Source organism: Mesorhizobium huakuii (assembly GCF_030160235.1).
In the GTDB taxonomy this organism is placed as follows: Bacteria; Pseudomonadota; Alphaproteobacteria; order Rhizobiales; family Rhizobiaceae; genus Mesorhizobium; species Mesorhizobium huakuii.
In genome coordinates, this window is record NZ_BSNY01000011.1 from 34,358 (window position 1) to 60,575 (window position 26,218).

The 26,218-nt window shown below is 63.4% G+C and carries 28 protein-coding genes; 6 read left to right on the forward strand and 22 right to left on the reverse strand.

Annotated elements, in window-relative coordinates; all coding sequences use genetic code 11:
• Window positions 1-128: 128 nt before the first annotated feature.
• Window positions 129-1,046: an agmatinase gene (locus QQK95_RS04705; RefSeq protein WP_284269488.1), complete on the forward strand. Its 918-nt coding sequence runs from the start codon at window positions 129-131 to the stop codon at window positions 1,044-1,046.
• A gap of 82 nt (window positions 1,047-1,128) precedes the next feature.
• Window positions 1,129-1,872, forward strand: a complete 744-nt coding sequence (locus QQK95_RS04710; RefSeq protein ID WP_284269489.1) for an outer membrane protein — start codon at window positions 1,129-1,131, stop codon at window positions 1,870-1,872.
• 144 nt (window positions 1,873-2,016) lie between these two features.
• Here the strand turns inward: QQK95_RS04710 and QQK95_RS04715 are convergent, their stop codons facing one another.
• The 7 genes from QQK95_RS04715 to QQK95_RS04745 all read right to left on the reverse strand — a co-directional run bounded on the left by QQK95_RS04715 (window position 2,017) and on the right by QQK95_RS04745 (window position 7,193).
• On the reverse strand, window positions 2,017-2,796 hold the full coding sequence (locus QQK95_RS04715) for a pyrroline-5-carboxylate reductase (protein ID WP_284269492.1): 780 nt from the start codon (window positions 2,794-2,796) through the stop codon (window positions 2,017-2,019).
• A 37-nt stretch (window positions 2,797-2,833) separates the two neighbouring features.
• A complete protein-coding gene (locus QQK95_RS04720) occupies window positions 2,834-3,718 on the reverse strand; it encodes an aldose 1-epimerase family protein (protein WP_284269494.1) in 885 nt (294 codons plus the stop codon).
• Window positions 3,719-3,883: 165 nt separating this feature from the next.
• Entirely contained in the window at window positions 3,884-4,600 is a 717-nt protein-coding gene (locus tag QQK95_RS04725) for a Bax inhibitor-1/YccA family protein (protein ID WP_284269496.1), read from the reverse strand.
• 44 nt (window positions 4,601-4,644) lie between these two features.
• Window positions 4,645-5,418, reverse strand: coding sequence for an anti-sigma factor family protein (locus QQK95_RS04730; protein ID WP_284269498.1), 774 nt, complete (start codon window positions 5,416-5,418; stop codon window positions 4,645-4,647).
• A complete protein-coding gene (locus QQK95_RS04735) occupies window positions 5,415-5,948 on the reverse strand; it encodes a sigma-70 family RNA polymerase sigma factor (protein ID WP_409371654.1) in 534 nt (177 codons plus the stop codon). The genes QQK95_RS04730 and QQK95_RS04735 overlap by 4 nt, the downstream gene beginning before the upstream one ends.
• Before the next feature lie 105 nt (window positions 5,949-6,053).
• Window positions 6,054-6,647 carry a histidine phosphatase family protein gene (locus QQK95_RS04740; RefSeq protein ID WP_284269502.1) on the reverse strand — a complete coding sequence of 198 codons (594 nt, stop codon included), beginning with the start codon at window positions 6,645-6,647 and terminating at the stop codon, window positions 6,054-6,056.
• Between the two features lie 102 nt (window positions 6,648-6,749).
• Complete coding sequence (locus QQK95_RS04745) at window positions 6,750-7,193, reverse strand: GNAT family N-acetyltransferase (protein WP_284269503.1); 444 nt, start codon at window positions 7,191-7,193, stop codon at window positions 6,750-6,752.
• 180 nt (window positions 7,194-7,373) lie between these two features.
• Between QQK95_RS04745 and QQK95_RS04750 the strand changes: the two genes are divergently transcribed.
• Both QQK95_RS04750 and mazG read left to right on the forward strand, forming a co-directional pair.
• Window positions 7,374-8,558: an amino acid aminotransferase gene (locus QQK95_RS04750; protein WP_284269505.1), complete on the forward strand. Its 1,185-nt coding sequence runs from the start codon at window positions 7,374-7,376 to the stop codon at window positions 8,556-8,558.
• Between the two features lie 80 nt (window positions 8,559-8,638).
• Window positions 8,639-9,463, forward strand: a complete 825-nt coding sequence (gene mazG, locus QQK95_RS04755) for a nucleoside triphosphate pyrophosphohydrolase (protein ID WP_284269508.1) — start codon at window positions 8,639-8,641, stop codon at window positions 9,461-9,463.
• Window positions 9,464-9,481: 18 nt separating this feature from the next.
• Here mazG and hflX read toward each other — a convergent pair whose 3' ends face one another.
• The 8 genes from hflX to dusB form a co-directional block, all read right to left on the reverse strand.
• Window positions 9,482-10,873, reverse strand: coding sequence for a GTPase HflX (gene hflX / locus QQK95_RS04760; RefSeq protein ID WP_284269510.1), 1,392 nt, complete (start codon window positions 10,871-10,873; stop codon window positions 9,482-9,484).
• Entirely contained in the window at window positions 10,874-11,119 is a 246-nt protein-coding gene (gene hfq, locus QQK95_RS04765) for an RNA chaperone Hfq (protein WP_006202172.1), read from the reverse strand.
• Window positions 11,120-11,264: 145 nt separating this feature from the next.
• Window positions 11,265-12,128, reverse strand: a complete 864-nt coding sequence (locus QQK95_RS04770) for a D-amino-acid transaminase (protein WP_284269512.1) — start codon at window positions 12,126-12,128, stop codon at window positions 11,265-11,267.
• Between the two features lie 96 nt (window positions 12,129-12,224).
• Window positions 12,225-13,586: a nitrogen assimilation response regulator NtrX gene (gene ntrX / locus QQK95_RS04775; protein WP_010909346.1), complete on the reverse strand. Its 1,362-nt coding sequence runs from the start codon at window positions 13,584-13,586 to the stop codon at window positions 12,225-12,227.
• Window positions 13,576-15,861, reverse strand: coding sequence for a sensor histidine kinase NtrY-like (locus tag QQK95_RS04780; RefSeq protein ID WP_284269517.1), 2,286 nt, complete (start codon window positions 15,859-15,861; stop codon window positions 13,576-13,578). The genes ntrX and QQK95_RS04780 overlap by 11 nt, the downstream gene beginning before the upstream one ends.
• A 128-nt stretch (window positions 15,862-15,989) precedes the next feature.
• Window positions 15,990-17,450 carry a nitrogen regulation protein NR(I) gene (gene ntrC / locus QQK95_RS04785; protein ID WP_010909344.1) on the reverse strand — a complete coding sequence of 487 codons (1,461 nt, stop codon included), beginning with the start codon at window positions 17,448-17,450 and terminating at the stop codon, window positions 15,990-15,992.
• Window positions 17,447-18,589, reverse strand: a complete 1,143-nt coding sequence (locus tag QQK95_RS04790) for a two-component system sensor histidine kinase NtrB (RefSeq protein ID WP_284269520.1) — start codon at window positions 18,587-18,589, stop codon at window positions 17,447-17,449. Before QQK95_RS04790 ends, ntrC begins: the two co-directional genes overlap by 4 nt.
• Window positions 18,586-19,614, reverse strand: coding sequence for a tRNA dihydrouridine synthase DusB (dusB, locus tag QQK95_RS04795; RefSeq protein WP_284269523.1), 1,029 nt, complete (start codon window positions 19,612-19,614; stop codon window positions 18,586-18,588). The genes QQK95_RS04790 and dusB overlap by 4 nt, the downstream gene beginning before the upstream one ends.
• Before the next feature lie 243 nt (window positions 19,615-19,857).
• Between dusB and QQK95_RS04800 the strand changes: the two genes are divergently transcribed.
• Together QQK95_RS04800 and QQK95_RS04805 are read left to right on the forward strand one after the other, a co-directional pair.
• Window positions 19,858-21,081, forward strand: a complete 1,224-nt coding sequence (locus QQK95_RS04800) for a bifunctional 2-C-methyl-D-erythritol 4-phosphate cytidylyltransferase/2-C-methyl-D-erythritol 2,4-cyclodiphosphate synthase (protein ID WP_284269524.1) — start codon at window positions 19,858-19,860, stop codon at window positions 21,079-21,081.
• Window positions 21,078-21,560 carry a CinA family protein gene (locus tag QQK95_RS04805; RefSeq protein WP_284269527.1) on the forward strand — a complete coding sequence of 161 codons (483 nt, stop codon included), beginning with the start codon at window positions 21,078-21,080 and terminating at the stop codon, window positions 21,558-21,560. Before QQK95_RS04800 ends, QQK95_RS04805 begins: the two co-directional genes overlap by 4 nt.
• Before the next feature lie 23 nt (window positions 21,561-21,583).
• On the opposite strand, the gene QQK95_RS04810 is transcribed toward QQK95_RS04805, so the two are convergent.
• From QQK95_RS04810 to QQK95_RS04840, 7 genes are all read right to left on the reverse strand, one after another.
• Entirely contained in the window at window positions 21,584-22,039 is a 456-nt protein-coding gene (locus QQK95_RS04810; RefSeq protein WP_019858030.1) for a type II toxin-antitoxin system RatA family toxin, read from the reverse strand.
• Between the two features lie 10 nt (window positions 22,040-22,049).
• Window positions 22,050-23,015 (reverse strand): lipoyl synthase, encoded by a 966-nt coding sequence (gene lipA / locus QQK95_RS04815; RefSeq protein ID WP_284269529.1) that lies wholly within the window; start codon window positions 23,013-23,015, stop codon window positions 22,050-22,052.
• A 137-nt stretch (window positions 23,016-23,152) separates the two neighbouring features.
• Window positions 23,153-23,410, reverse strand: coding sequence for a GlsB/YeaQ/YmgE family stress response membrane protein (locus QQK95_RS04820; RefSeq protein WP_095775765.1), 258 nt, complete (start codon window positions 23,408-23,410; stop codon window positions 23,153-23,155).
• Window positions 23,411-23,509: 99 nt separating this feature from the next.
• Window positions 23,510-24,955 carry a dihydrolipoyl dehydrogenase gene (lpdA, locus tag QQK95_RS04825; RefSeq protein WP_284269534.1) on the reverse strand — a complete coding sequence of 482 codons (1,446 nt, stop codon included), beginning with the start codon at window positions 24,953-24,955 and terminating at the stop codon, window positions 23,510-23,512.
• Between the two features lie 16 nt (window positions 24,956-24,971).
• On the reverse strand, window positions 24,972-25,607 hold the full coding sequence (locus tag QQK95_RS04830) for an SGNH/GDSL hydrolase family protein (RefSeq protein WP_284269536.1): 636 nt from the start codon (window positions 25,605-25,607) through the stop codon (window positions 24,972-24,974).
• Window positions 25,604-26,020, reverse strand: a complete 417-nt coding sequence (locus tag QQK95_RS04835; protein ID WP_284269538.1) for a hypothetical protein — start codon at window positions 26,018-26,020, stop codon at window positions 25,604-25,606. Before QQK95_RS04835 ends, QQK95_RS04830 begins: the two co-directional genes overlap by 4 nt.
• Before the next feature lie 15 nt (window positions 26,021-26,035).
• Window positions 26,036-26,218, reverse strand: a 183-nt coding sequence (locus tag QQK95_RS04840) for a 2-oxo acid dehydrogenase subunit E2 (RefSeq protein WP_236383401.1), incomplete at its 5' end; no start/stop codon positions are given.

Here is a 26,218-nt window from a genome sequence, read left to right on the forward strand (position 1 = left end):
TCGGGTCATGAGAATCGAACGCACCCGCCATGACCCATGCGCGCTAGTCCGCCGGCGATTTTCGGTGATGGCATCGAAGCGACGAAGCAATTAGCCTGCGGTCGCGCTGGAACTCAGGACCTTCAAGAATGACCACCTCGCCCTCCTTTCTCGGCCTTCCCGGCCGCCTCGCCGATGGCCGCACGCCCCGCGCGGTGATCTTCGGCGCCGGCCACGGCAGCACCTATCCCGGCAAGGACAGCAGCGGCCATGCATCGGCGGCCGATGCCATCCGCGCAGCCAGCCAGGCCGACGCCCCGCTTGTCGGGCATTGGGATTTCGATCTCGGCGGCCCGTTGTTCGATGGCAAGCCGGTTTGCTGCGTCGACGTCGGCGACATCTCGACCATCCTGCACGACAATGCCGAAAACAGGCTCCGCATCGAAGCCAGGACGCGTGAGGTCCTGGCCTTGCCGGCCGTGCCGATCCTGCTCGGCGGTGACGATTCCGTCGTCATTCCGTTCCTTGCCGGCTTTGCCGATCATGGGCCGATCTGGATCCTGCAGATCGACGCCCATATCGACTGGCGCGACGAGGTGCATGGCGAACGCCACGGCTATTCGAGCCCGATGCGAAGGGCGAGCGAGATGCCGCATATCGCCGGCATGGTGCAGGTTGGCCTGCGCAGCGTCGGCAGCGCACGCCTTGCTGAAATCGAAGCGGCGCAGCGCTATGGCAGCCGTTTCGTGACCGCGCGCGAGGTTCATGCTCAAGGCGTGGAAGCGGCACTCCGGCATATTCCGGAAGGCGCACGGGTCGTCGTCACCTTCGACTGCGACGGCCTCGATCCCGGCATCATGCCGGGGGTGGCGGCGCGTACCCCAGGCGGCCTTACCTACACGCAGGCGATCGACCTGATCGCAGGCCTCGGCAAGCGGGCCAGAATCGCGGGTTTCGACCTTGTCGAGCTCTATCCGCCCGCCGACATTGACGGCCTGTCGGCCATGACCGCAGCGCGTCTTCTCGTCAATGTGATCGGCACAATCACCCGAGTTGCTGATTTTTAGACAGTGCGACCTAATAATCACAGCTCGTTTATTGTATTCGTGTATATTTGTCCTCGCTGACGAATGGGACGGGAGAGATTCAGTGAAAAGACTTCTTGCAATCATCGCGCTGGGCGGGCTCGGCGCCACCACCGCATCGGCAGCGGACATGACCGCGCCGGTCACGGGCTCTGCCTATGACTGGAGCGGTTTTTATGCCGGCGCGCATATCGGCGTCGCCAATGGCAACATCAGCGCGACGGACGTCACGCAGCCGAACGGCGGGTTTTTCACCGACCTGGTTCCGGCCGGAACGGAAGGTTTCGATTTCCGTGATGCGAACATAGCGGGCGGCGTGCATGTCGGTGCCCAGTATCAGTGGCAGCAATTCGTCCTGGGCGGCGAAGCGACCTGGACTGCCACCGGAATCCGCAAGGAGATCGTCAGTCCATACTTCCCCGACACCGACACCGAGACGGGCAAGATCCAGCACTATGCGACGGTGGTCGGCAAGATCGGCTATGCGTTCGACCGCGTCCTGATCTATGCGAAGGGCGGCTATGCCGGCGGCAAGGTCGGCTTCAAGGCACGCGACAATGATGCCCTGGTCACCTATGAGCAGAATGAGTGGCACAATGGCTACGCGTTGGGCCTTGGCATCGACTATGCCCTTACCGACAGGCTTAGCCTTGGTGTCGACTATACGCATGTCGATCTCGGCTCCAAGACGAGCACAGGACCCAATGTGTTCGACGACGGCTCGCTTGGGAGCAACCCGGAAACCTACAAGACCAAGGCCAGGGTGGACGCGGTGATGGCCAGGTTGAGCTACAAGTTCGGCGGCTAGAAGGGCGGCTGATCGGATTGTGAACTGCCCGGCTTAACGCCGGGCACGTTCTTTTTCTCCGGAGGAAACTCCGCCCAGTCCCCCTGCTCCCGTATGATCCGGTGGGTTTGGCGAAGTCTTCGCGTCCGGCTGGTTTGAACCCGGCTACGTTGCGCCAGCCGCTGAAATGCGCCGATGCACGCCGTCCAGGCTTTCAGCCAGCGCATCGAAGACGTTGCGGGCCGTGAGTTCGTTCAGGACCTGCTCGTTGATGCCGCCCCGGGTCGCATAATCCTGCGCCAGATGCGTGAAGTCCGCATCTGGCGCCGTCTCCGGAGCGTGCCCGAGCGCCGTGAAGAGCGCGGCGATATAGTCACGCCCCTTGCCGTCCGGCACATCATGCGCTTTCAGCCAGCGATGGATCGTATCGAGGTACCTGAAGTAGGTGGCGTAGGTCGCCGTCACGACGCTCAACGCGTCGAACTCGCTGGAACTCTCGACCTCGATCACCTTTCCCAATCCGGCGAACAACGCGGTCGCGTCCGGATCGGGCGGATAGATGATCGTCGCCCCCAGCCGCCGGGCGATCATCGGCATGGGCAGCGCTTTCGTCACGCGGCGCGCGGGTGCGGTCAGGCCGACTATTTCCTCGCGCGACAGCGTGGCGATCAGGCTGATGAGGTGATGGTCGCGCCGAAATTTCAATTCAGGCAGCACCTGGTGGGCATCTTGCGGCCGGACCGCCAGCATGACGGTGTCGCATTCGTCGAGCACCGCCTGATTGTCGGCGGCAATATGTACATTCGCATAGCGGGAAGCGAGGTTCGCCGCGATCTCTTCGTTGCGCGGCGACAGCACGACCGCCACCGGATCGCCCTCGAGGGATTTGAGCCCGGTGACAATGGCTGAAGTCAGCGCGCCTGTGCCGATGAAGCCGAGTTTCATTGGGTACTCCACGGCGTTGGTTCTCCGGCTCGGTCGGTCACCGCCGCCCCAGATCCAGGCCGATCCGGTAGCTCAGCGAACGCTTCGCCCCCGGTTCGATCAGCATCACGCCAGGTTTGTCGCTGAATTCGCCGTCGAAATCGGCCGGGCTTGCAATGCCCTGCCAGGGTTCGATGCACAGAAAGGGCGCGCCGCCGGGCTTGGACCAGACGCCCAGCTCCTCGGCTCCCTGCCATGACATTTCGATCGCCGGACCACGGTCGGCGGCGTAGCGCACGCTGGTGCTGGCGGGCCGATCCATGATGACGGCGTCGTCGTCGAACAGCCGTTCGGACAGCGCAAGCGTTCTGCCATCGATGGGCGTCGGCCTGGGTTCCGAGAGCAGAAGGCCGTCCTTCAGGCGACGAACCGGCGCCGGCTCGTTCTCGGCAAAGGTCAGCCTATAGGCCCCCTTGGGCAACTCTGGCAGCAACGGCCAGTTGAATGCAGGATGTGCACCGATCGAGGCCGGCAACATCTCGTCCCCGGTGTTAGTGACTTGCAAGGTGACGCCAAGCTGCTGGCGTTCGAGCGTATAGGTCACGGCAAGGCGAAAGGCGAAGGGGTAGTGCGCACGGGTGTCGGCGTCGTCGGTGAGGACCAGGGTGCAGGAGCGGGGTCCCCTCTCCTCCCAGGTGAACGGCTTGTCGCGGGCGAAGCCGTGCTGCGTCATCGGATAGGTCTGGCCGCGATGGCGCAGTTGGTCGCCCTTCAGCCGGCCGACGATCGGGAACAACACCGGCGAATGGCGCCGCCACTCTGGCCCGGCCTGCCACAGAAACTCAAAACCCCGCGGACCTTGCAGCGAAACCAGTTCGGCGCCCTGCCCGACCACAACAGCCGAAATGCCGTCGCCATGAAGCGTTTGGCTGTCCTGTGCCACATGTCCTCGCGGGCCGGTGTTGAAGTTGGCGGCAGACTAGCAAAAGCTCTTGGGGACTCAAGACATAGATGGGCGTTGCCGGAACGAACTGTGGCCGGAGGATCGCCCCCGGCCACATTTCCGCATCGAGGGCGGCATCCCGCCCCCGCTTGAGGCGGACAGTCGCTACTCGCGCTCGCCTGTGAAGTTCAGCAGCAGCTGGAAGATGTTGATGAAGTTCAGGTAGAGGGAGAAAGCACCGAAGACAGCCAGCTTCTGGCGCGATTCCGCGTCGAAATTCTCGGCATACTGTTCCTTGATCGTCTGCGTGTCCCAGGCGGTCAGGCCGATGAAGACGGCGATGCCTATCACCGAAATGGCGAACTGCAGCGCGGTCGAGCCGAGGAAGATGTTGACGATGCTGGCGATCACTACGCCGATCAGGCCCATGATCAGGAAGGACGAGAACTGCGTCAGATCGCGCCTGGTCGTATAGCCGTAGAGGCTGGTGGCACCGAACATGGTGGCGGCGATGAAGAAGGTGCGCGCGATGCTGGTTCCGGTGAACACCAGGAACACGGAGGCGAGCGACAGGCCCATCACCGCGCAAAAGGCCCAGAACATCGCCTGGGCGCTGGCCGCCGACATGGTCTGCATCTTGAACGAAAACAGCAACACGAAAGCGAGAGGCGCCAGCATCACCACATATTTCAGCGGGCTGGAGAAGATCGGCACGTAGAGCGCCGGCGTCGACGACACCAGGAAGGCGACAAGACCGGTGACCACGAGGCCAAGGCCCATATAGTTGTAGACGCGCAGCATGTGCTGGCGCAGGCCTTCGTCAAAGACGGCTCCGGCCCGGGCGCCAGTGCCGACGCGATATCCCAGATTGGGCGTGTTCATTTGCAGTCTCCTTTGTGTGGATCGGTCAGTAAAGCGTGGGTCGCTCAGTAAAGCGTTTTGGCGAGCGTCTCGGCGGCGCGGTCGAGGTCGTGAACCCCGGTCTTGGCGACCACCGCATAGGCGACCTCGCCGATCTGGAAATAGGCCGAGGAAATGTCGCCCGAGGGCGCAACGGTCGGCTTGACCACGTCGAAGGTTCCCGGCCGGATCGCAAACAGCGACACCAGGCCCATGTCCTTGGTGTCGACAGCCATCTCGACGCTCGGGCCGAAGCGCGACGGATAGATCTGCACGTCGCGCACCTTCCAGTCCTTGGGCAGCGACGGCATGACGATCGCGGTCGCCGCACGGATCTCGCCGGCATTGTAGTTGGGCGCTTCCGGCTGCGAGGGCATGGTTTCGCGCACCAGCGTCGTCCTGTGTGCCCGCACCGCCTCGTCGACATAGGCGGGCGGCTGCGGCGACGCGACGACCTTGGTCACCGACATCGGCCCGATGATACCATTTGCCAGCCAGCCGGCGGCAACGAAGGCGGCTACGGCAGCGGCGCGCTGCAACACGCCGAAGATGCGGCCACGGACAAGTCCCCTCTCCAGCCGCCGCGCCGCGTCGGCGGTCGCCGGCCGCGCCATACCCTTGGAGCCGGCAAGCGCCACGCGCAGTTCATCGCGGGTCCGCAGATCCGACATGACGCGCGCGGCAGCCTCCGGGCGTACCGACAGGAAGGCTTCGACCTCGATGCGGCGGGTGACATCCAGCTGGTCGTCGATATAGGAGTCGAGGTCAGTGTCCGTCACAGGGTCGACAAGAGCGTTCATGGCTCACCTCCCACGATCCTGAGATGATTTTTGCCGCGCACCGGGGCGGCGTCTTCCATCTGGCGCAAGGCGGTGCGTGCCCTGCCGATGCGCGACATCAGCGTGCCCAGCGGCACGCCGGTGGCATTGGCCGCCTGCTGATAGGAAAGCCCTTCGATGGCGACCAGATGCAGCGCCGAGCGCTGCTCTTCCGGCAGGTTGAAAAAGGCGTCCCGCACCTGCGCCAGGCGCACCGAATGCTCCTGCGGCGCCGGCGTGGCGGCATCGGCGAGGTATCCGGCCTGTTCGATGCGCACGGCTTCCGAGCGGCGCGAGCGCATGCGGTCAATAAACGCGTTGTGGACGATGGACAGTAGCCATGCCCGCAGGTTTCCACCGGAGCGGAAGGTGCCGCGCCGCTCATAGGCGCGCACCAGCGCGTCATGCACGAGATCCTCGGCATCCGCGCTGTCGCGCGTCAGCGACTGCGCGTAGCGCCGCAGCGATCCGAGCTGTCCTATGATGTCAAAGCGTGGCATCGACCGTTTCATGTCCTGTTTACGGACCATGTGGGGATTTTAATCCCGGCCGTGCCGTTTTTCTTGCAGGGCTCCGCCGGAGGATCGCATTTTACGCTCCCCTAGCCCGCCTGGCGCTCAGGGGCGAAGCGGTTTTGTCGGTTTGGACGAAGTCACACCGCAGGCACGCAGCACCCATCTGCGGCCGTCACTGCGAAAATCGGTGATGCTCAGCGGCTCGATATCGATTTTCCAGCAGGCAGCAAGCGGAGCACCCAGAACATGCACGATCGCGCTGCGGATCACGCTGGCATGGGTCAGCGCGATGGTGTGGCCAGGCTCGACCATCAACCGGTCCATCAATTCGGAAGCCCGGCGAGCAACATCGGCAAGCGACTCGCCGCCATACGGCGCTGCATTGGGGTCGGTCAGCCAGGCGGCGATGTCGCCGGGCTGTCGTGCCTGTACGTCCTCAAAACTCTTGCCGGCCCAGCTTCCATGGTCCTGGTCCGCCAGCAGCGGCTCGACCGACGCGTCCAGCGATAGCGCCTCGGCGGTCTGGCGGGCGCGAAGCGCTGGCGCTGTCCACACGCGGTCGGCACGGCGCATTGTCCCGCGCACCGCCTTCGCTAGCGTCAGCGATCGCGGCTCCAGCGGCTCATCGAGCGGAAACGAACCCCGCCGGGTCGCGGCCGTGGCGCCGTTGCAGATCATCGTCAGCCGTACGAGCATGAAGCAGTCCCTTGAGCCGCCTGTTGAAGCCACCCTGTGCGACCTCGTCGACAGCAATAATGCCGGCTGAATAGCCTCGCCACCGCGTTGCGCGGAGCGGCCTCATTTTTCCTTTGAGCCGATCAACTTCGTCATGTCGATGGTGTTCAAGGGTATTGTTTCGTGCGGATAGATTCGTACCTCCACCCAGCCTCGCGACGCATAGAAGCTCCGTGATCTCACATTTGGTTCGAGGCAGCGCAAACGGCCTGTGGCGAAGCCGCGGGAGGCTATTTCGCTTTCCAGAACCGCCAACAGGGCAGTTCCCGCGCCGAGCCCGTGCGCGGATGGATGAATCCACAAATCGCTGACGACATCAGCCTGGGACAGCCCGACTCCGATGATGCGCTGAGGATCGCAGGCTACCCACGCGTTCGTCCAATCATCGTCGCCAGCCTTTAGCGGCTCGGAAGTCCAGAGCCCGCCATAGGTAGCTTCCAGCGAAGCCTCAACGCAGTCTATGACAGCGGCCATGTCCGCGAATGTGGCCCTGCGTGTGACTATCAATTTGCCCTCCCCGGGACAGATCCTGGGCTGTACGGCCCGACGATCACCGGTACAGCAAGGCCCCTTGCTTGATCGCCATGTATCTGGGCAAGTCCATGGCGCCAAGCCACACACAGGAAAACCGCTGGCGAAGCGCGTTCGATTTGCGTATCACTCCGCCGCGCCAACGGAACCATTGCGATGTTCGAAGACCTGCAGCCAGCTCCCGCCGACAAGATCCTGGCCCTGATCGGCCTCTATCGCGCCGATCCGCGCCCCAACAAGGTCGACCTCGGCGTCGGCGTCTACAAGGATCGCGACGGCAAGACGCCGGTGATGCGCGCGGTCCGCGAGGCCGAAAAGCGGCTGCTGAACAGCCAGGACACCAAGACCTATCTCGGGCTTGCCGGCGACACCGCCTTCAACGCGGTGATGGCCAAGCTCGCCTTCGGCCCGGGCGCGGACATGACGCGCATCCGGGCGGCACAGGCGCCTGGCGGCTCGGGCGCGCTGCGGCTGGTGGCCGAACTGCTCAAGCGGACGCGATCCGACGCGACCGTCTGGCTGTCGGACCCGACCTGGCCGAACCACATGCCGGTGATGCGCGCCGCCGGCCTGCAGATCCGCGAATATCCCTATTTCGACGCGACCTCCGGCGCTGTACGCTTCGACGACATGCTAGCGGCGTTGCGCACCGCAAAGAGCGGCGACGTGCTGTTGTTGCATGGCTGCTGCCACAACCCGACCGGCGCCAACCTCGACGCGGCGCAGTGGCAGGCCGTCACCGACCTGGTCGCCGAGCGTGAGCTGCTGCCATTCGTCGACATCGCCTATCAGGGCTTTGGTGACGGCCTCGAGGCCGATGCCCTCGGCCTGCGCCTGCTGGCCGCGAAAGTGCCGGAAATGGTCGTTGCGTCGAGTTGCTCGAAGAATTTCGCCGTCTACCGCGACCGTGTCGGCGCCGCAATGATCCTGGCCAGGGATAGCGCGCAGGCGGATGTGGCGATGAGCCAGATGCTGTCAGCGGCGCGCGCCATGTATTCGATGCCGCCGGACCATGGCGCCGCCGCGGTGCGCATCGTGCTGGAGGACGCCAGCCTGCGTGCCGACTGGGAAACCGAACTGGAAGAGATGCGCCTGCGCATGCTGCGACTTCGCGTGGCTTTCGCCGAGGCGCTTCGCCGGCAATCCAACTCCGATCGCTTCGATTTCGTCGCCAGCCATCGCGGCATGTTCTCGCGGCTGGGCCTGACGGAAGCGCAGGTCGAGCGGTTGCGTGACGAGCACGGCGTCTACATGGTCGGCGACAGCCGCATCAACGTCGCCGGACTGCCGGAGGACGGCATGGACGACCTCGCCAAGGCGATCGTCTCCGTGCTCGACTGAAGCGGCTCAGCTGTGGACAAGGCTCCCTCGCCGGCTGACAGCGTTGGCCGCGCGTCGGGCCGCAGGATAGCATCCGCCGCATGACGCCATCGAAAGACATTTCGCGCCTGATCGAGATCATGGCGGCGCTGCGCGCGCCGAAGACCGGCTGCCCCTGGGACATCGAGCAGGATTTCTCGACCATCGCGCCCTACACGATCGAGGAAGCCTATGAGGTGGCGGATGCCATCGCACGCGGCGACCTCGGTGACCTGCGCGACGAACTCGGCGACCTTCTGCTGCAGGTCGTCTACCACGCGCAAATGGCCGAGGAAGCGGGTGAATTCGCCTTCCCGGATGTCGTCCAGGCCATCACCACCAAGATGATCCGGCGCCACCCGCATGTCTTCGGCGACGAGGAAGCTCGCAGCGCCGGCATGGCCAAGGGCATGTGGGAGAAGATCAAGGCCGAGGAGAAGGCGGAGAAACGTCAAGCCCGTCTCGCGCGCGGCCTCGACCCCGAAGACAATGGCAAGGGGTTCCTCGACAGCGTTCCGGTCGCCCTGCCCGCTTTGACACGGGCGCTAAAACTCCAGGAGAAAGCTGCCCGTGTCGGCTTCGACTGGAGCGAGGCAGCCCCCATCCTCGACAAGATCGAGGAAGAGATCGGCGAATTGCGCGAGGCTCTGGCGAAGGGCGAGACGGCCTCGATCAAGGACGAGTTCGGCGACATGCTGTTTGCCGTCGTCAATCTCGGCCGCCACCTCAAGGTCGATTCGGAAGCCGCGTTGAGCGGCACCAACGAAAAATTCCGATCGCGCTTCCACTATGTCGAGCAGGCCCTGGAGAAGTCCGGCAACACGCTGGGACAGGCCACCCTGGACGAGATGGAAGCGCTCTGGCAGGAAGCGAAGAGCGCGAAGTAAGCCTGTAATTGCTCCGGCCTAGCCGTTGTTTTTACGACGCAATCGGCTTTCGATCTCTTCGCGGGCGCTTTGCGTGGCCTTGAGCGAGATGGTGGCGCTGCCGTCTTCATTGTCGGTGCGCGAAACGATATCGCCATTGCGATACAGCCAGTCGACTAGACCGAACTGTGCCGGCCCGATCGTCACCGTCAGGTCTTCGAGCTCGCCCGCCATGCGTGTCTCGATGAGCGCCTTCAGCGCATCGATGCCCTCGCCGCTCACCGCCGATATGGCGATCGGCGGGCCTTTGCTGCCGTTTGTGGCATCGGCAAGCAGCCGGCTCCTGTTGCCTTCGTCCAGCAGATCGATCTTGTTCCAGACTTCGATCACGCGCTTGGTGTCACTGGCGTCGACACCAAGGTCGGCCAGGATGCGCTCGACATCCTCGGCCTGTGCCGCCGTGTCGGGATCGGAAATGTCGCGCAGATGGATGACGAGATCGGCTTCGACCACCTCTTCAAGCGTGGCGCGAAAAGCCGCGATCAGATGCGTCGGCAGATCGGAGATGAAACCGACCGTGTCCGACAGGATGATCGGCGTGCCATGCGGCAGGCGCACGCGGCGCAGCGTCGGGTCGAGCGTGGCGAACAGCATGTCCTGCGCCAGCACGTCTGCGCCAGTCAGCCGGTTGAACAGCGTCGACTTGCCGGCATTGGTGTAGCCGACGATCGCCACCACCGGGAATGGCACCTTCTTGCGCTTGGCGCGGTGCAGATCGCGGGTGCGACGAACCGTTTCAAGCTCGTGCTTCAGCTTGATGATCTTTTCCTGCAACTGCCGCCGGTCGGATTCGATCTGGGTTTCGCCGGGACCACCGAGGAAGCCGGCGCCGCCGCGTTGGCGTTCAAGATGGGTCCAGCTGCGGACCAGGCGGCCCTTCTGGTAGTTGAGATGGGCAAGTTCGACCTGCAGCGTGCCTTCCTTGGTGCGGGCGCGCTCGCCGAAGATTTCCAGGATCAGCCCGGTGCGGTCCAGCACCTTGGCATGCAGTTCCTTCTCCAGATTGCGCTGCTGCACCGGGGTCAGCGGATGGTCGACGATGACCAGTTCCGCATCGTTCGCCTTGACGATCTCGGCGAACTCTTCGACCTTGCCGCTGCCGAGCAAGGTTGCCGGACGCGGATCGTTGACGGTCACGACGGCCGTATGGACAGGGTCGAGATTGATGGCTCGGGCAAGGCCGACCGCCTCATCGTGGCGAGCATCGGCCGAACGCGTCAGTCGCGGACGGTTGGTCTCGTCGTCGCCGCGCGGCTGGCGGGTAAGCACGGGCACAATGACGACCGCTCGGGTCGGGCCCTTGGCTTCCGTCCCGGGATGATGCGCTGGTTTTCCGCGAACCGTGCCGTCCGCGTCCCTTTCACGTGCCAATCAGGCGCCCTGGCTTTCCTCGCCATCGAACATCTGAACCGGCTGGCTCGGCATGATCGTGGAAATGGCGTGCTTGTAGACGAGCTGCGAGTGACCGTCGCGGCGAAGCAGCACACAGAAATTGTCGAACGAAGTGACCACGCCGGTCAGCTTCACGCCGTTGATGAGGAAGATGGTGAGCGGGTTCTTGCTCTTGCGAACTGAATTCAGGAACAGGTCCTGAAGGTTTTGCGATCGTTCCGCCATTGTTCTTGTCTTTCGCCGATCCCCTTCGGTTTGCAAGCCAATGCGCCAAATTGTCGGGCACATGTCAAGCGCGCAAACACCGTCTTGTCGTCAGTAACGACAAGCAGAACGAGATATATTGATGTTCATTCCACCTGTGCGGTTATCAGGCTGGACTTTTTTCCGCAATGTCAAAAAAGGCCTGCCGTAACGAAAGTGTCACTGAGCCGGGGTGCCCGTTGGCCACTGGATCGCCGTCAATGGCCACGACCGGCATGGCAATCGTCGTGGCGGAACTGATGAATGCCTCGCGCGCCGCCTTGGCCTCGGCGACGGAAAAACCGCGCTCCTCGATCTTCAGGCCGAGCTTTGCCGCAACTTCGAACATGGTCGTGCGGGTGATGCCGCGCAGGATCCCGTGATCGGCTGGCCTGGTGACCAGGACGCCGTCCCTGGTAACGATCCAGGCGTTCGACGAGCCGCCTTCCTTGACGTTGCCGTCGGTATCGACGAACCATGCCTCCTGCGCACCAGCCTCCTTGGCTTTTTGCTTGGCCAATACATTGGGCAGCAGTCCGACGGTCTTGATATCGACCCGGTCCCAGCGGTTCTCTGGCACGGTAATGACCGCGATCCCGGTCTCGGCTCGCTTTGCTCCAGCCGCCGGATCGGCCTTTCTGGCGGTGACCACCAAAGACGGTTTGGTATCCGCCGACGGGAAAACAAACTCGCGGCTGGCGACGCCGCGCGTCACCTGCACATAGACCAGGCCGTTGACGACATGGTTGCGGTTGACCACTTCGCGCAGGATGAGCGGCAGCACGTTGCGCGCGACCGGCCATGCGATCGACAGTTCGTTCAGCGAGCGGTTGAGCCGGGCAAGATGGCGCGGCATGTCGACGATGAAGCCGCGCGCCACCTCGCAGACCTCGTAGACGCCATCGGCGAACTGATAGCCGCGATCCTCGATATGCACGGAAGCGTCCGCGTGAGCGACGTAGCGCCCGTTGACATAGGCAATGCGCGGCATTGGCGACCCCTGGAAAATTCTCGGGTTGTCTTAAGCGATTCCGTCGCCGCCGTAACCGGCAAATGCTTGGACCACGCGCGGTTCAGGTCCCGCGCGTCAGACGCCCAGCGACTTCAGCTTGCGGTGCAGGGCGGAACGCTCCATGCCGATGAACTCGGCGGTCTTCGAGATGTTGCCGCCAAAGCGGTTGATCTGGGCGATCAGATAGTCCTTCTCGAACTGTTCCCGTGCCTCGCGCAACGGCAGCGCCATGATGTGCTGGTCGGACTGATTCGGCGTGCGCGGCATGACATCGCCGATCTCGGACGGCAGAAGGTCCGCGGTGATCGGTGCATCGACGTCGTCGCCACGCGCCAGGATCATCAGGCGCTCGACATTGTTGCGCAGCTGACGCACGTTCCCCGGCCAATTGTGAGCCTGCAGCACCGCAAGCGCGTCGTCGCCGATACGACGCGGCTTGATGCCGGCCTGGCGGGCGATCTGCTTCATGAAATTGTCGACGAGGTAGGGAATGTCCTCGCGCCGCTCGGCCAGCCCCGGCACCATCACCGGAACCACAGCCAGCCGATGGTAGAGATCCTCGCGGAAACGTCCGTCGGCGATCATGGCCTCGAGGTTCTGCGAGGTCGAGGAGATGATGCGGACATCGACCTTGACCCGCTTGGTGCCCCCTACCCGCTCGAACTGCTGCTCGACCAGGACGCGCAGGATCTTGTTTTGCGTCTCGCGCGGCATATCGGCCACTTCGTCGATGTAGAGGATGCCGCGATGGGCCTCCTCCAGCGCGCCGACCTTGCGCTCGACGCCGTTCGATTCGGTGCCGAACAGTTCGATCTCCATGCGCTCGGGCGTGATGTTGGCGGCGCTCAGCGTCACGAACGGCGCGCCCTTGCGGGCCGACAGCGTGTGGATGGCACGCGCCGCCAGTTCCTTGCCCGATCCGGACGGGCCGATGATCATGACACGGCTGTTGGTCGGCGCGACGCGCTCGATGGTCTGGCGCAGCTGGCTCATCGCCGACGACATGCCGATCAGGTCGAAGGTCTCGCCGCTGCGCTGCTTGAGGTCGGAAACCTCGCGCCGCAATTTCGAGGTCTCCAAAGCACGCTCGGCAATGAGAATCAGCCTGTCGGCCTTGAACGGCTTCTCGATGAAATCATAGGCGCCACGGCGGATGGCGGAAACCGCCGTTTCGATGTTGCCGTGACCGGAGATCATCACCACCGGCAGAGTGGGGTGCATGGTCTTGATCTCGTCGAGCAGCGCCAGGCCGTCCAGGCGCGAGCCCTGCAGCCAGATGTCGAGGAAGATCAGCCTCGGCGCCCGGTCAGCGATCGCGGCCAACGCGCTGTCGGCGTCAAATGCCGTACGGGTTTCGTGACCTTCGTCGCTCAATATGCCTGCGACAAGCTCACGGATGTCTTCCTCGTCATCGACGATGAGAATATCAGACGCCATTACCGACCTTTTCAGTTTCTCTTTCGTGTTCCGTCTTGCCTTCGCCGCGCAACGGCGTGACGGCCGCGGGCGGCAGGATGATGCTGATCATCGCCCCGCGACCGCCATGGAAGTCCGCAGGTGCATCATGAAGTTCCAGCCTGCCGCCATGGTCCTCCACGATCTTCTTGACGATAGCGAGACCAAGCCCGGTGCCCTTCTCGCGCGTAGTCATATAGGGCTCGAGCAGCCGTTGGCGATTCTCGCGCGGCAGGCCTTTGCCATTGTCGATGACGTCGATTCGAATCGCGCCATTCTGACGGCCGGCTTGAATCCGGATTATGCCGTGCGAACCGTCCTTTTGTTCCAGTCCGTCGATCGCCTCGGCGGCGTTCTTGATCACATTGCCGAAAGCCTGCGCCAGAAGGCGGCTGTCGAACGTGCCCTTGAGCGGTTCGTTGCCGAAGACCCGCTCGAAGGTGATGTCGGCGCGGCTGACCTCGACCAGGAAGGAGGCCTCGCGCAGCGATTCGCGCAGATCTATGGCCTTCATCTCGGGCTTGGGCATGCGCGCGAAGGCGGAGAATTCGTCGACCATGCGGCCGATGTCCTCGACCTGTCGGATGATGGTGTCGGTGCATTGGTCGAAAACCTCACGGTCTTCGGTAATGACCTTGCCGTATCGGCGCTTGATGCGTTCGGCCGAAAGCTGGATCGGCGTCAGCGGGTTCTTGATCTCGTGGGCGATGCGACGCGCCACATCGGCCCAGGCGGAAGAGCGCTGCGCCTGAACCAGATCGGTGATGTCGTCGACGGTCACGACGTAGGATTTCTCCTCCGAGCCGTCGTCGCCCGCCTCGACGGTTATCTGCACGTTGAAGGTACGCTCGGTGCCGGCGCGGAAAAACGTCACCTGCTCGCGGTAGACGGGCTTGCCCGACTGGCGGCCGATCTCGAAGACACGGCCGACATGCGGCAGAATGGCGGAAAGGTTCTGCCCGAGTGCGGCACTGGCGGAGATGGCCAGCATCGATTCGGCCGATCGGTTGACGATGGTGACGATGCCGTAGGGATCGACGCCGATGACGCCGGCGGTGACACCGGCGAGCACGGCTTCGGAAAAGCGCCGCCGTTCGTCGATCAGGTCCTTTGCCGACAGGATCTCGTTGCGTTGCGATTTGAGCTCCAGCAGCATCTTGTTGAATGTGTCGCCGAGCGAGGCGACGTCGCCATCGGAAGGCCTGACTGGAACCGCGACGTCGAGATTGCCTGTCGCCACCTCGTCGGCAGCGCCGATGAGCTGGCGAATCGGCCGCACGAGACGGTCGGCGACCGCGATGCCCGTCCAGATTGCCGACAGGATGATAATCAGCGTCAGCGACAGATAGGGCAGCGCGAAGGCCACTTGCGAGGTGCGCCTGTTGTCTTCGAGATTGCGGTACTCGTCGGTGTTGGACCTGACGATCTGCCGCGCCTTTATCACCTCGGGATCGACAAGGCGGATGGTGTAGAGGTAGAGGCCCTCGATTTCGCGCAGCTTGACGATGGCGCCCATGATGTTGCGGGTGCGCGGCTCTATCAGCACCGGCTTGCCGTCGGTGGCGCTGCTGACCGCGCCTTCCGGCGGTTCCGGCATGGCGAAATCCGCATCGGTCTGCGCGCTCATGACGAACGAACCGTCGGGCTTGATCAGCGCCGCATGGGCCAGCGACCGGCCCACCGCTTCCTTGTTCAGGAGGTCGAGAAAGCCTGTGCGATCAAGGCCGTAAAGTGTGCGCGACGCGTCGAGGTCGTAGGCCATCGACAGCGTCGTGCCCTGCAAATTGCGGGCATTTTCCTGGACATAGGCATCGGCGATCGACAGCGAGGAATTGACGATCGTCTTGGTGCGAATCTCGAACCAGCGGTCGAGGCCGATGTCGAGCGTGATCGACGCGATGATGGCCACCATGATGGCGGGAATGGCGGCGACCAGCGCGAACATGGCAACGATGCGCACATGCAGACGCGAGGCCGCCTTGCCGTGCCGGCGCGCCATGACGATGCGGTGCACCTCGCGCCCGACCAGCGCCATGAGGAACAGCACGAAAGCGGCGTTGAGCGCGATCAGCGCCCAGGTCGTCCTGGCGTCAGGCGCGATCGGCGTCGCGCCGACCAGGATGGTGAACGAAATGGCCGCCATGACCAGCGCGCCGACGACCGCCACGACGCCGGGCAGCGCCAGCAAGCGGCGCCCGTCGCGCGCGCCGGGTTCGCTGAATAGCGGTTGGTTGAGTACAGGTGCCTGCGGAGCCATGTCGCCGTCTGGGAGCCAATGAATGCGTCCGATCTATGCAACGCATTGTGGCGATTATGCAACAAGTGTGACAATGGCGGAAATGTTTCGCCGCTCAGTCCCCTGAAAAGAGTGCGTCAGATCAGCGCTCAGCCCGGCCGCGACGATTTATAGACGTTGACGCCCAGTTCGCGAATCTTCTTGCGCAACGTGTTGCGGTTCAGCCCCAGCAGCTCCGCGGCCTTGATCTGGTTGCCGCGGGTTGCCGTCATCGAGGCCAGGACCAGCGGATATTCGACTTCGGACAGGATACGCTGGTAGAGCCCTGCCGGCGGCAATTCGCCGGCAAACGAGGCGAAATACCGCTGCAGGAAATGCTCGACCGCCTGGCCGATGGAGAGGTCGTCGGGAATGAGGTTGCCGCCGCCGGGCACCACGGGGCGCTCGCCGGTCTTCAGCTCCGCCTCGATGATCTCGGCGGAGATTTCATCCTGTGAATAGAGCGCGGCCAGCCGGCGAACCAGGTTTTCCAGCTCGCGCACATTGCCCGGCCACGGGTAGCGCTTCATCAGTTCGATGCCGCCGGACGAGATTCGCTTGGTCTGCAGCCCTTCCATCTCGCCGAGCTTGAAGAAGTGACGCACGAGATCCGGCACATCCTCGGAGCGCTCGCGCAGCGCCGGCAGCCTGAGCGGCACGACGTTGAGACGATAGAACAGATCCTCGCGGAACAGCCCCTGGTTGATCAGGGTGCGCAGATCCTTGTTGGTGGCGGCGACGATGCGCACATCGGTCTTGATCGGCGTGCGGCCGCCAACCGTCGTGTATTCGCCCTGCTGCAGGACACGCAGCAGGCGCGTCTGCGCTTCCATCGGCATGTCGCCGATCTCGTCGAGGAACAGCGTGCCGCCCTCGGCCTGCTCGAAGCGGCCGGTCGAGCGGTTCTGGGCACCGGTGAAAGCGCCCTTCTCGTGGCCGAACAGTTCCGATTCGATCAGGTCGCGCGGGATCGCCGCCATGTTGATGGCGACGAACGGCCCGCCGCGACGGCGGCCATATTCGTGCAGGGCGCGCGCCACCAGTTCCTTGCCGGTGCCGGATTCGCCCGAGATCATCACCGTCAGGTCGGTCTGCATCATGCGCGCCAGCATGCGGTAGATGTCCTGCATGGCCGCCGAACGGCCGACCAGCGGCATCGTCTCGGGCTGCTCATCGGGCCGCGCATCGATCTTCGGCCGCCTCGGCTCCGACAGCGCCCGGTTGACGATGTTGAGCAGCTCGGTCAGATCGAACGGTTTCGGCAGATATTCATAGGCGCCGGTCTCGGATGCACGAATCGCCGTCATGAACGTGTTCTGGGCGCTCATGACGATGACCGGCAGCTCCGGCCGCGCCTTCTTGATGCGCGGCAACATGTCGAAGGCATTCTCGTCCGGCATCACGACGTCGGTGATGACAAGGTCGCCCTCGCCCGCCGCCACCCAGCGCCACAAGGTCGAGGCATTGGAGGTGACGCGCACCTCGTGGCCGACGCGCGAAAGCGCCTGGTTGAGCACGGTGCGGATCGCCGCATCGTCATCGGCGACGAGAATATTGCCGCGAGCGGTCATTTGCGGTCTCCTTCACCGTCTTCTTCAGCGCCGAACGGCGTTTCCTTCCAGGCCGGCATCAGGATGCGGAAGGTGGTCCCGCGCGGGGTCGATTCGCATTCGATGATGCCGCCATGCTCGCCCACGATCTTGGCGACCAGTGCCAACCCCAGCCCCGAGCCGTTCGGCTTGGTGGTAATGAAGGGATCGAACAGGATCGGCAGGATATCCTCGGAGACACCGGAGCCATTGTCGCGAACGCAGAATTCCAGCGGCAGCGACACGCGGTCCTGCGTGCCTGGAACCGAAACGCGAATGCCGGGCCGGAAGGCGGTCGACAGCACGATCTCGCCATGCGGGTCGCTGCCGATCGCCTCGGCCGCGTTCTTGACCAGGTTTAAAAACACCTGGATCAGTTGGTCGCGGTTGGCGAATACTGGAGGCAATGATGGATCATAATCCTCCAATATCCTGATTTTCTTTGCAAAACCGTTCTTTGCGATCGCCTTCACATGGTCGAGTACGACATGGATGTTGACGGGGTAGCGATCGATCGGCCGCTCGTCGGAAAACACCTCCATGCGATCGACCAGCGAGACGATGCGGTCCGTCTCGTCGGTGATCAGCCGGGTCAGTGCGCGGTCTTCGTCGGAGGCGGACAGTTCGAGCAGTTGCGCGGCGCCGCGAATGCCGGAGAGCGGGTTCTTGATTTCGTGGGCGAGCATCGCCGCTAGGCCGGTCACCGAACGCGCGGCACCGCGATGCGTCATCTGCCGGTCGATCTTGTCGGCCATTGACCGTTCCTGGAACATGACCACGACGGAGCCCGGGAATTCCGGCACCGGCGCAACATAGAGATCGACGACTTTCTCGATGCCGAGGCGTGGCGACGACACATCGACCCGATACTCGTTGACCGGCGCCCGGCGCTCGCGCACCTGATCGACCAGGGTCAGCAGCGGACTGCCGAAAGGGACGAGCTTGGACAGCGTGTTGCGCGCCAGCATGGTCGCGCTGGAGCGAAAGAAGTCCTCGGCATCGGCATTGGCGAAGGTGATGAAGCCTTCCTCGCTGATCATGATCACCGGGCGGCGGATGGTGTTGAGGACTATCTGGGCGGCATCCACCATTTCAGTTCCCTGGCCAACGTTGGCGTTCATGCGGCGCTCCGCAGGCTCAAGGGTTGCGGATCGCGCGAAAACACATTGCGCAGCAAGGCAATGACGCGGGCCGGATCGAACGTGGTCAGGATGGCTTTTCGGTCGTCGTCGGCGACGCCAACCGCGTGGCGATCGAGATACCAGCCCAGATGCTTGCGTGCCTGACGCAAACCGCTCTCTACGCCATAAAGCGCCAGCATGTCCTGGTAATGGCCAACGACATAGTCGGCCAGATCAGCGCGAGTCTGCGGCACGTTTGCCGCCGTTTCGCCTGCCGCCGCCGCTGCGATGCCACCGGCGATCCAGGGCGCGCCGTAATGCGCGCGGCCGACCATCACCGCATCGGCGCCCGATTGGTCGAGAATGGCGGCTGCCTCGGCAGGCGAACAGACATCGCCATTGGCAACGACCGGGATGGACACGGCTTCCTTGACGCGGGCGATGGCGCGCCAGTCGGCTTTGCCCTGGTAGAACTGGCAGCGCGTGCGGCCATGCACCGTCACCATCTTGACGCCCGCCTGCTCGGCACGGCGCGCCAGGATGGGTGCATTCAGCGCGCCTTCGTCCCAGCCGAGCCGCATCTTGACCGTCACCGGCACCTTGACCGCGCCAACCACGGCCTCGATCAACGACAGCGCATGGTCGAGATCCAGCATCAATGCCGAGCCGGCATAACCACCGGTGACCTTCTTGGCCGGGCAGCCCATGTTGATGTCGATGATGTCGGCGCCCTCGCCTGCCGCGATCCGCGCGCCCTCGGCCATGTGTGCCGCTTCGCGGCCGGCCAGCTGCACCATATGGACGGGCAGCCCGGAATGCCGTATGCGCAGGTCGAAGCCGGCCCTGCCCTTGGCGAGTTCGCCGCTTGCCACCATTTCGGACACGACCAGGCCCGCGCCATGCGTATGGGCGCGCCGCCGGAAAGGCTCGTCGGTGATTCCCGACATCGGCGCGAGGAATACGCGGTTGCGGATTTCCACGCCGCCGACGTTCAAAGGCGCGGCCAATCTGGCTAAGTTAACCATGCACAAAAACCAAGCATGTCCATTCGTTGCACATTCTCTAGCCATATCGGCCACAATGTGCAACGCGGAATGACGTCACAATGAGGCGCAATTGGGAAAATTCCGGACCTTAGGCATTTGCCGTGACTAGGGCGCCGCGCGTCGCTCAGGGCGTGTGAAGGACGCTTTGGAATTCATATTTGACGCACGATCTTTTTGGAAAACCAATTACACTTTTGGGGATCGTGCGCTAAGCCAATCGCCATGACTGACGGAAGTGAAAACGCGAACGCGACAGGTGGGGTTGCGGTGGTGATCGTCGCCGCCGGCCGCGGCGCTCGTGCCGGACAGGCCAACGGACCCAAGCAGTACCAGACCATAGGCGGCCGCGCCGTCATTGCGCACACGCTGGAGATGTTTCTGGCCCATCCGCGAACCGGCCGGATCGTCGTCGCCATCCACGCCGACGACCACGAATTGTTCCGGCAAGCGGCGGGCACCCAGGCCGAGCGCGTCACCGCCATCATTGGCGGGCCGACCCGGCAGGAATCCGTCCGGCTCGGGCTGCTGGCGCTGAAGGACCACGCGCCGGACCAGGTTCTGATTCACGACGCCGTCCGCCCGTTCGTCGATGCGGAGTTGATCGACCGCACCATCGCGGCCATCGGCGAGAACGAGGGGGCATTGCCCGCCCTGCCCGTGGCCGACACGCTGAAGCGCGAGTCGGCCGCCGGCGTGGTTGCGGAAACCGTTTCCCGCAGCGGGCTGCACGCTGCGCAAACGCCGCAAGGTTTTCCCTACGGACCGATCCTTGCCGCACACGACAAGGCCTATCAACTAGGCAGGCTGGACTTCACCGACGACGCGGCCATTGCCGAATGGGCGCATATTCCGGTCAAGCTCGTTCCCGGCTCGCCGGACAATGTTAAACTCACCTGGGCACGGGATATCGCCATGGCGCACCAGCGGCTTTCCAGCGGACGAACACATTTCCCCGATATCCGCACCGGCAACGGCTACGACGTCCACGCCTTCGAACCCGGCGACCACGTCACGCTGTGCGGCGTCGCCATTCCGCATGTAAAGAAACTGTCCGGCCATTCCGATGCCGATGTCGGCCTGCACGCCTTGACCGACGCGCTGCTGGCGACCTGTGGCGCCGGCGATATCGGCACGCATTTTCCGCCGTCCGATCCGCAGTGGAAAGGTGCGGCGTCGCGGATCTTCGTCGAACACGCGGCAAAAGTGGTGCGTGAGCGCGGCGGACGCATCGCCAATGCCGACATCACGCTGATCTGCGAAGCGCCGCGCGTCGGCCCGCATCGCGAGGCGATGACGGCGGCCCTGTCGCAGATGCTGGGCATCTCCGCCGACCGCATCTCGATCAAGGCGACTACCAATGAAAAACTCGGCTTTGTCGGTCGCGAAGAAGGCATCGCCGCGATCGCCACCGCCAGCGTGGTGTTCCCCGGCGAGGTGCCGGAATGAGCAACGCCGAACTCGCAAACTCCCTACTGCTGGCCTGCCAGCAACGTGGCATCATGCTGGCGACGGCGGAAAGCTGCACCGGCGGCATGATCATCGCCGCGCTGACCGACATTGCAGGCTCATCCGCCGTGGTCGACCGCGGCTTCATCACCTATTCCAACGAAGCCAAGATGGAGATGCTCGGCGTTTCCGCCGAAACGCTCGACGCGCACGGAGCCGTTTCGCGCGAAACGGTCCTGGAAATGGCAGCTGGCGCGCTGGCGCATTCGCGCGCGAGCCTTTCTCTTGCCGTTACCGGCATTGCCGGCCCAAGCGGAGGTTCGGCTGACAAGCCGGTCGGTCTCGTCTGGTTCGGCCTTGCCCTAGCCGGCCAGCCGGTTGTCGCCGAGCGCCAGCTGTTTGGCCACAAGGGCCGCGAATTCATCCGCCACGAGACGGTGGGACACGCGCTGCAACTCGGCCTGCGCGCGCTTGGATAAGGCGCGCATTCACCACGATAGCGTCATGCCGGCGCAACGCCATAGATGACGTCGGCGCGCTTTTCGAAAGCTTCGGCGAACATGCGGAAGGCGCGGTCGAACATGGTGCCCATCAGCGCGCCCAGGATGCGGCTCTTGAACTCGTAGTCGATGAAGAAGCGGACGGCGCAGCCGGCGCCATCGGGCTCGAAACGCCAGACATTGCTGAGATATTTGAACGGGCCATCGATATATTTCACGTCGATGGCGTTCTCGTCGGGCTTCAAAAGTACCTGCGTCGTGAAGGTCTCGCGGATCGCCTTGTAGCCGATGCTCATATCGGCCAGGAGAACGGTGCGTCCGTCACGCTCCTTGCGCGAGCGCACCGTCAGCGCTTCGCAAAGCGGCAGGAATTGCGGATAGGCCTCGACATCGGCAACCAGGGCAAACATCTGCTGCGGCGTATGGGCAACGCGGCGGGTGGCTTCGAATTTCGGCATGCAACCAGCGCTAGACCGATTTCTGGAGCTGTACTTCCCGCGCCGCGCGCAGCCGGGCGAAATCGTCGCCGGCATGGTGCGATGAACGCGTCAGCGGGCTCGATGCCACCAGCAGGAAACCCTTGGTCCGGCCGATCGTCTCGAAGGACTTGAACTCTTCGGGCGTGACGAAGCGGATCACCGGATGGTGCTTCTTCGACGGCTGCAGATATTGGCCGATGGTCATGAAGTCGACATTGGCCGTGCGCAGATCGTCCATCAGCTGCAGGATCTCGTTCCGCTCCTCGCCCAGGCCGACCATGATGCCGGACTTGGTGAAGATCGACGGATCGAGTTCCTTGACCCGCTGCAAAAGCCGGATCGAGTGGAAATAGCGGGCGCCCGGCCGTACCTTCAGGTAGTTCGACGGCACGGTTTCGAGATTGTGGTTGAAGACGTCGGGCTTGGCCGCCACGACGATCTCCAGCGCACCGTCCTTGCGCAGGAAATCGGGCGTCAGGATTTCGATCGTCGTCGACGGCGTTGCCGCCCGGATCGCCCGGATGACATCGGCAAAGTGCTGTGCACCGCCATCGGCGAGATCGTCGCGGTCGACGGAGGTGATGACGACGTGGCTGAGCCCCATCTGCTTGACGGCATGCGCGACGCGCGCCGGCTCATCGGGGTCGAGCGCGGTCGGAATGCCGGTGGCGACATTGCAGAATGCGCAGGCGCGCGTGCAGATCTCGCCCATGATCATGAAGGTGGCGTGCTTCTTTTCCCAGCACTCACCGATGTTCGGGCAACCAGCTTCTTCGCAGACGGTCACCAGCTTGTGCGATTTGACGATCTCACGTGTCTCGGCATAGCCCTTGGAGACCGGCGCCTTGACGCGGATCCAGTCGGGCTTGCGCAACACCTCCTGGTCGGGCTTATGCGCCTTCTCGGGGTGCCGCAGCCGTGGCGCGTTGGCGATCGTGTCGAGGACAGTAACCATCTGAACCCTGGCTTTTCTCGCGACCACCCGTCGGCGATCGTCACTTTATCGTCATCTAGGACTTTTCAGCACAAAGAAAAAGGCTGCGGCGGCGCATGCCGCCACAACCGTTTTCGCATAGCCGGGACCGATACCGGCTAGCGGCGCACCAGGCGACCGACCCAGATCAGCAGGCAGGCGCCGATGAAGCCGGTGATCAGATAGGCGGTCCAACCGACGCCGAACGGGCCGAAATTGAGCGCCTGCAGGATGGCGTTCAACACGATCGCGCCAACGATGCCCATGATAATGTTCATGAAAATGCCGGTGTTGCTCTTCATGACCATTTCGGCGAACCAGCCTGCCAGGCCGCCGATGATGATGGCTGCGATCCAGCCCACGCCGTTCAAGTGCATATGCCTTCTCCTTGCGCGCGTAAAAATGCATGCGGAAACAAACTGCCTTGCCGCCGAGTTCCCAGGGCTTTCGCGGCTGAGTCTCCTGCTGCGAATCTATCATGCGTTCAAGGCGCGGCCATAGGCGTCGAGCACGCTCTCCTTCATCATCTCCGACAGCGTCGGATGCGGGAAGATGGTGTGCATCAGCTCTTCCTCGGTGGTTTCGAGATTCATCGCCACGACAAAGCCCTGGATCAGTTCGGTCACCTCGGCGCCGACCATATGGGCGCCGAGCAGCTGACCGGTCTTCTTGTCGAAGATGGTCTTGATGAAACCCTGGTCCTCGCCAAGCGCGATCGCCTTGCCGTTGGCGGCGAACTGGAAGCGGCCGACACGGATATCCTTGCCTTCGGCCTTGGCCTTGGCTTCCGTCAGGCCGACGGAGGCAACCTGCGGATTGCAGTAGGTGCAGCCGGGGATCTTGAGCTTATCGATGGCGTGCACGCCGGGGAAATTCGCGATCTTCTCGATGCACACCACGCCCTCATGCTCGGCCTTGTGGGCAAGCATTGGCGGGCCGGCGACATCGCCGATGGCGTAGATGCCGGGCACGTTGGTCTTGCCGTAACCGTCGACGACGACGCAGCCGCGGTCGGTCTTCACGCCAAGCGCTTCAAGGCCGAGGCCCTCGATGTTGCCCTGGACACCGACGGCCGAGATCATACGGTCGGCGGTGATCTTCTCGACCTTGCCGTCCTTCATCTCGACATGCGCGGTGACCGAGTTCGCACCCTTCTCGACCTTGGTCACCTTGGCTTCGAGTATAATCTTCATGCCTTGCTTCTCGAACTGCTTTTGCGCGAATTTCGAGACCTCGGCATCCTCGACCGGCATCACCGCCGGCAACAGTTCAACAACGGTCACCTCGGCGCCCATGGTGCGGTAGAACGAGGCGAATTCGATGCCGATGGCGCCCGAGCCCATCACCAGCAGCGACTTCGGCATCTCCTTCGGCACCATGGCCTCGAAATAGGTCCAGATCAGCTTGCCGTCCGGCTCGATGCCGGGCAGAGCGCGCGGCCGCGCGCCGGTCGCCAGGATGATGTGCTTGGCGGTGTAGGTGCCCTCGCCCTTGACGCCCTTCGGCACCGGCGGCTGCGGCTCCATCGGCTTCTTGGCCGTCTTGGAGACGACGACCTCACCGGGCTTCGACAGCTTGGCTTCGCCCCAGATGACGTCGACCTTGTTCTTTTTCATCAGGAAGGCCACGCCGCCATTGAGCCGCAGCGAAACTTTGCGCGAGCGGTCGACGACGGCCGATGTGTCGACGCTGACCTTGCCGTCGAGCTTCAGTCCATAGTCCTTCAGATGGTCGGAATAGTGCATGATCTCGGCCGAGCGCAGCAGCGCCTTGGTCGGGATGCAGCCCCAGTTGAGGCAGATGCCGCCGAGATGCTCGCGCTCGACGATCGCCGTCTTGAAGCCGAGCTGGGCAGAACGCACCGCCGTGACATAGCCGCCGGGGCCGGAGCCGATGATGATGACGTCGTAGTTCTCAGCCACGGATTTTCTCCTTCAATCACAATTCCAGCATGACGCGCACGACCGATGTCAGCGCCTTGCCGATGTTTCGCGTGTTTTCGGCATCGAGATGGACGCCGTCGAGCGGTGTGGTTTGCGACACCGTGCCGGCATCGAAGAAGCCACAGCCGACTTCGTCGGCGAGTGCGGCATATTGCGGAGCGAGCTGCTTCGATGCCTCATCGCCGCCGGCAAACATTTCCCTGAAATCGGCATTTTCGGTGCGGCTTACAACGGGCGGCGACACAATGAGTATCTGTGGCGCCGGCCAGTCGAACGGATAGTCATGGCCGCGCACGATGTCGATCAGCCGCTGGATGCCTTGCTTGGCCGCGACCGGATTGCCGTGGATCCACGGCTTCATGTCGTTGGCGCCGAGCATGATGACGATCAGGTCGATGGGCGCGTGTGTCGTCAGCACAGTCGGCAACAGCCTCGCGCCGTTGCGATCGGCGCCGGCCAGATGATCGTCGAAGGCCGTGGTGCGGCCATTGAGGCCATCGGCGATAACCTGGACGCCACCGCCAAGCCCGGCCTGCAGCACGCTTGGCCAGCGGTCCTGCAACGCATGACGCCCGCCTTCGGCATCGTAGCCCCAGGTCAGCGAGTCGCCGTAGCAAAGCACCGTCTTCATGCGTTCACCTGTGCATTCATCAAACCGTGTCCCATCCGCCAGCGTACGAACAGCCAGTGAACCAGCACCGTGGCAAGGCTCGGCAAAACCAGGCCGGCGACGATTGGAAGATCACTCCCCCACTGGCGCTTGTCGATCGGCTGCGAGAATGTCCAGCCTATCAGGCCGAGCCCGACCAGCACGAACAGGACAATGGCGCAAAGGGCCAGCCAGTCGATGATCGTGGGTGCATTCGAAAAGAACTGCGCAACGAAAAACACGATCGTCACGACAATGGTCACAAGCGCGGAAGCCATGAACACCAGAACGTATTCTTCCTGCGCATGGGTTGCGATGGCCAGTCCCAGCGCGACCAGACCGCCGGCAAACCAGGAAATGAAAAAGGCGAAAAGGCTGGTGAAGAATTTCCGCACGAGCCTTTTCCCTTCCTAGACCAGCATGCCCATCGGGTTCTCGATCAGCCGCTTGAAGGCGACCAGCAGTTCCGCGCCAAGGGCTCCATCAACCGCGCGATGGTCCGTCGACAGAGTCACCGACATCACTGTGGCGATTTTGATCTCGCCATTCTTGACCACAGCCCGCTCCTCACCGGCGCCGACCGCCAGGATGGT

Excerpts from the sequence above, each read along its gene's own strand:
- QQK95_RS04705 (WP_284269488.1), top strand. The coding sequence starts at position 129 with ATGACCACCTCGCCCTCCTTTCTCGGCCTTCCCGGCCGCCTCGCCGAT.
- QQK95_RS04715 (WP_284269492.1), bottom strand. The coding sequence starts at position 2,796 with ATGAAACTCGGCTTCATCGGCACAGGCGCGCTGACTTCAGCCATTGTC.
- QQK95_RS04725 (WP_284269496.1), bottom strand. The coding sequence starts at position 4,600 with ATGAACACGCCCAATCTGGGATATCGCGTCGGCACTGGCGCCCGGGCC.
- QQK95_RS04730 (WP_284269498.1), bottom strand. The coding sequence starts at position 5,418 with ATGAACGCTCTTGTCGACCCTGTGACGGACACTGACCTCGACTCCTAT.
- QQK95_RS04735 (WP_409371654.1), bottom strand. The coding sequence starts at position 5,948 with ATGAAACGGTCGATGCCACGCTTTGACATCATAGGACAGCTCGGATCG.
- QQK95_RS04740 (WP_284269502.1), bottom strand. The coding sequence starts at position 6,647 with ATGCTCGTACGGCTGACGATGATCTGCAACGGCGCCACGGCCGCGACC.
- QQK95_RS04750 (WP_284269505.1), top strand. The coding sequence starts at position 7,374 with ATGTTCGAAGACCTGCAGCCAGCTCCCGCCGACAAGATCCTGGCCCTG.
- mazG (WP_284269508.1), top strand. The coding sequence starts at position 8,639 with ATGACGCCATCGAAAGACATTTCGCGCCTGATCGAGATCATGGCGGCG.
- hfq (WP_006202172.1), bottom strand. The coding sequence starts at position 11,119 with ATGGCGGAACGATCGCAAAACCTTCAGGACCTGTTCCTGAATTCAGTT.
- QQK95_RS04770 (WP_284269512.1), bottom strand. The coding sequence starts at position 12,128 with ATGCCGCGCATTGCCTATGTCAACGGGCGCTACGTCGCTCACGCGGAC.
- ntrX (WP_010909346.1), bottom strand. The coding sequence starts at position 13,586 with ATGGCGTCTGATATTCTCATCGTCGATGACGAGGAAGACATCCGTGAG.
- QQK95_RS04780 (WP_284269517.1), bottom strand. The coding sequence starts at position 15,861 with ATGGCTCCGCAGGCACCTGTACTCAACCAACCGCTATTCAGCGAACCC.
- ntrC (WP_010909344.1), bottom strand. The coding sequence starts at position 17,450 with ATGACCGCTCGCGGCAATATTCTCGTCGCCGATGACGATGCGGCGATC.
- QQK95_RS04790 (WP_284269520.1), bottom strand. The coding sequence starts at position 18,589 with ATGAACGCCAACGTTGGCCAGGGAACTGAAATGGTGGATGCCGCCCAG.
- dusB (WP_284269523.1), bottom strand. The coding sequence starts at position 19,614 with ATGGTTAACTTAGCCAGATTGGCCGCGCCTTTGAACGTCGGCGGCGTG.
- QQK95_RS04800 (WP_284269524.1), top strand. The coding sequence starts at position 19,858 with ATGACTGACGGAAGTGAAAACGCGAACGCGACAGGTGGGGTTGCGGTG.
- QQK95_RS04805 (WP_284269527.1), top strand. The coding sequence starts at position 21,078 with ATGAGCAACGCCGAACTCGCAAACTCCCTACTGCTGGCCTGCCAGCAA.
- QQK95_RS04810 (WP_019858030.1), bottom strand. The coding sequence starts at position 22,039 with ATGCCGAAATTCGAAGCCACCCGCCGCGTTGCCCATACGCCGCAGCAG.
- lipA (WP_284269529.1), bottom strand. The coding sequence starts at position 23,015 with ATGGTTACTGTCCTCGACACGATCGCCAACGCGCCACGGCTGCGGCAC.
- QQK95_RS04820 (WP_095775765.1), bottom strand. The coding sequence starts at position 23,410 with ATGCACTTGAACGGCGTGGGCTGGATCGCAGCCATCATCATCGGCGGC.
- QQK95_RS04830 (WP_284269536.1), bottom strand. The coding sequence starts at position 25,607 with ATGAAGACGGTGCTTTGCTACGGCGACTCGCTGACCTGGGGCTACGAT.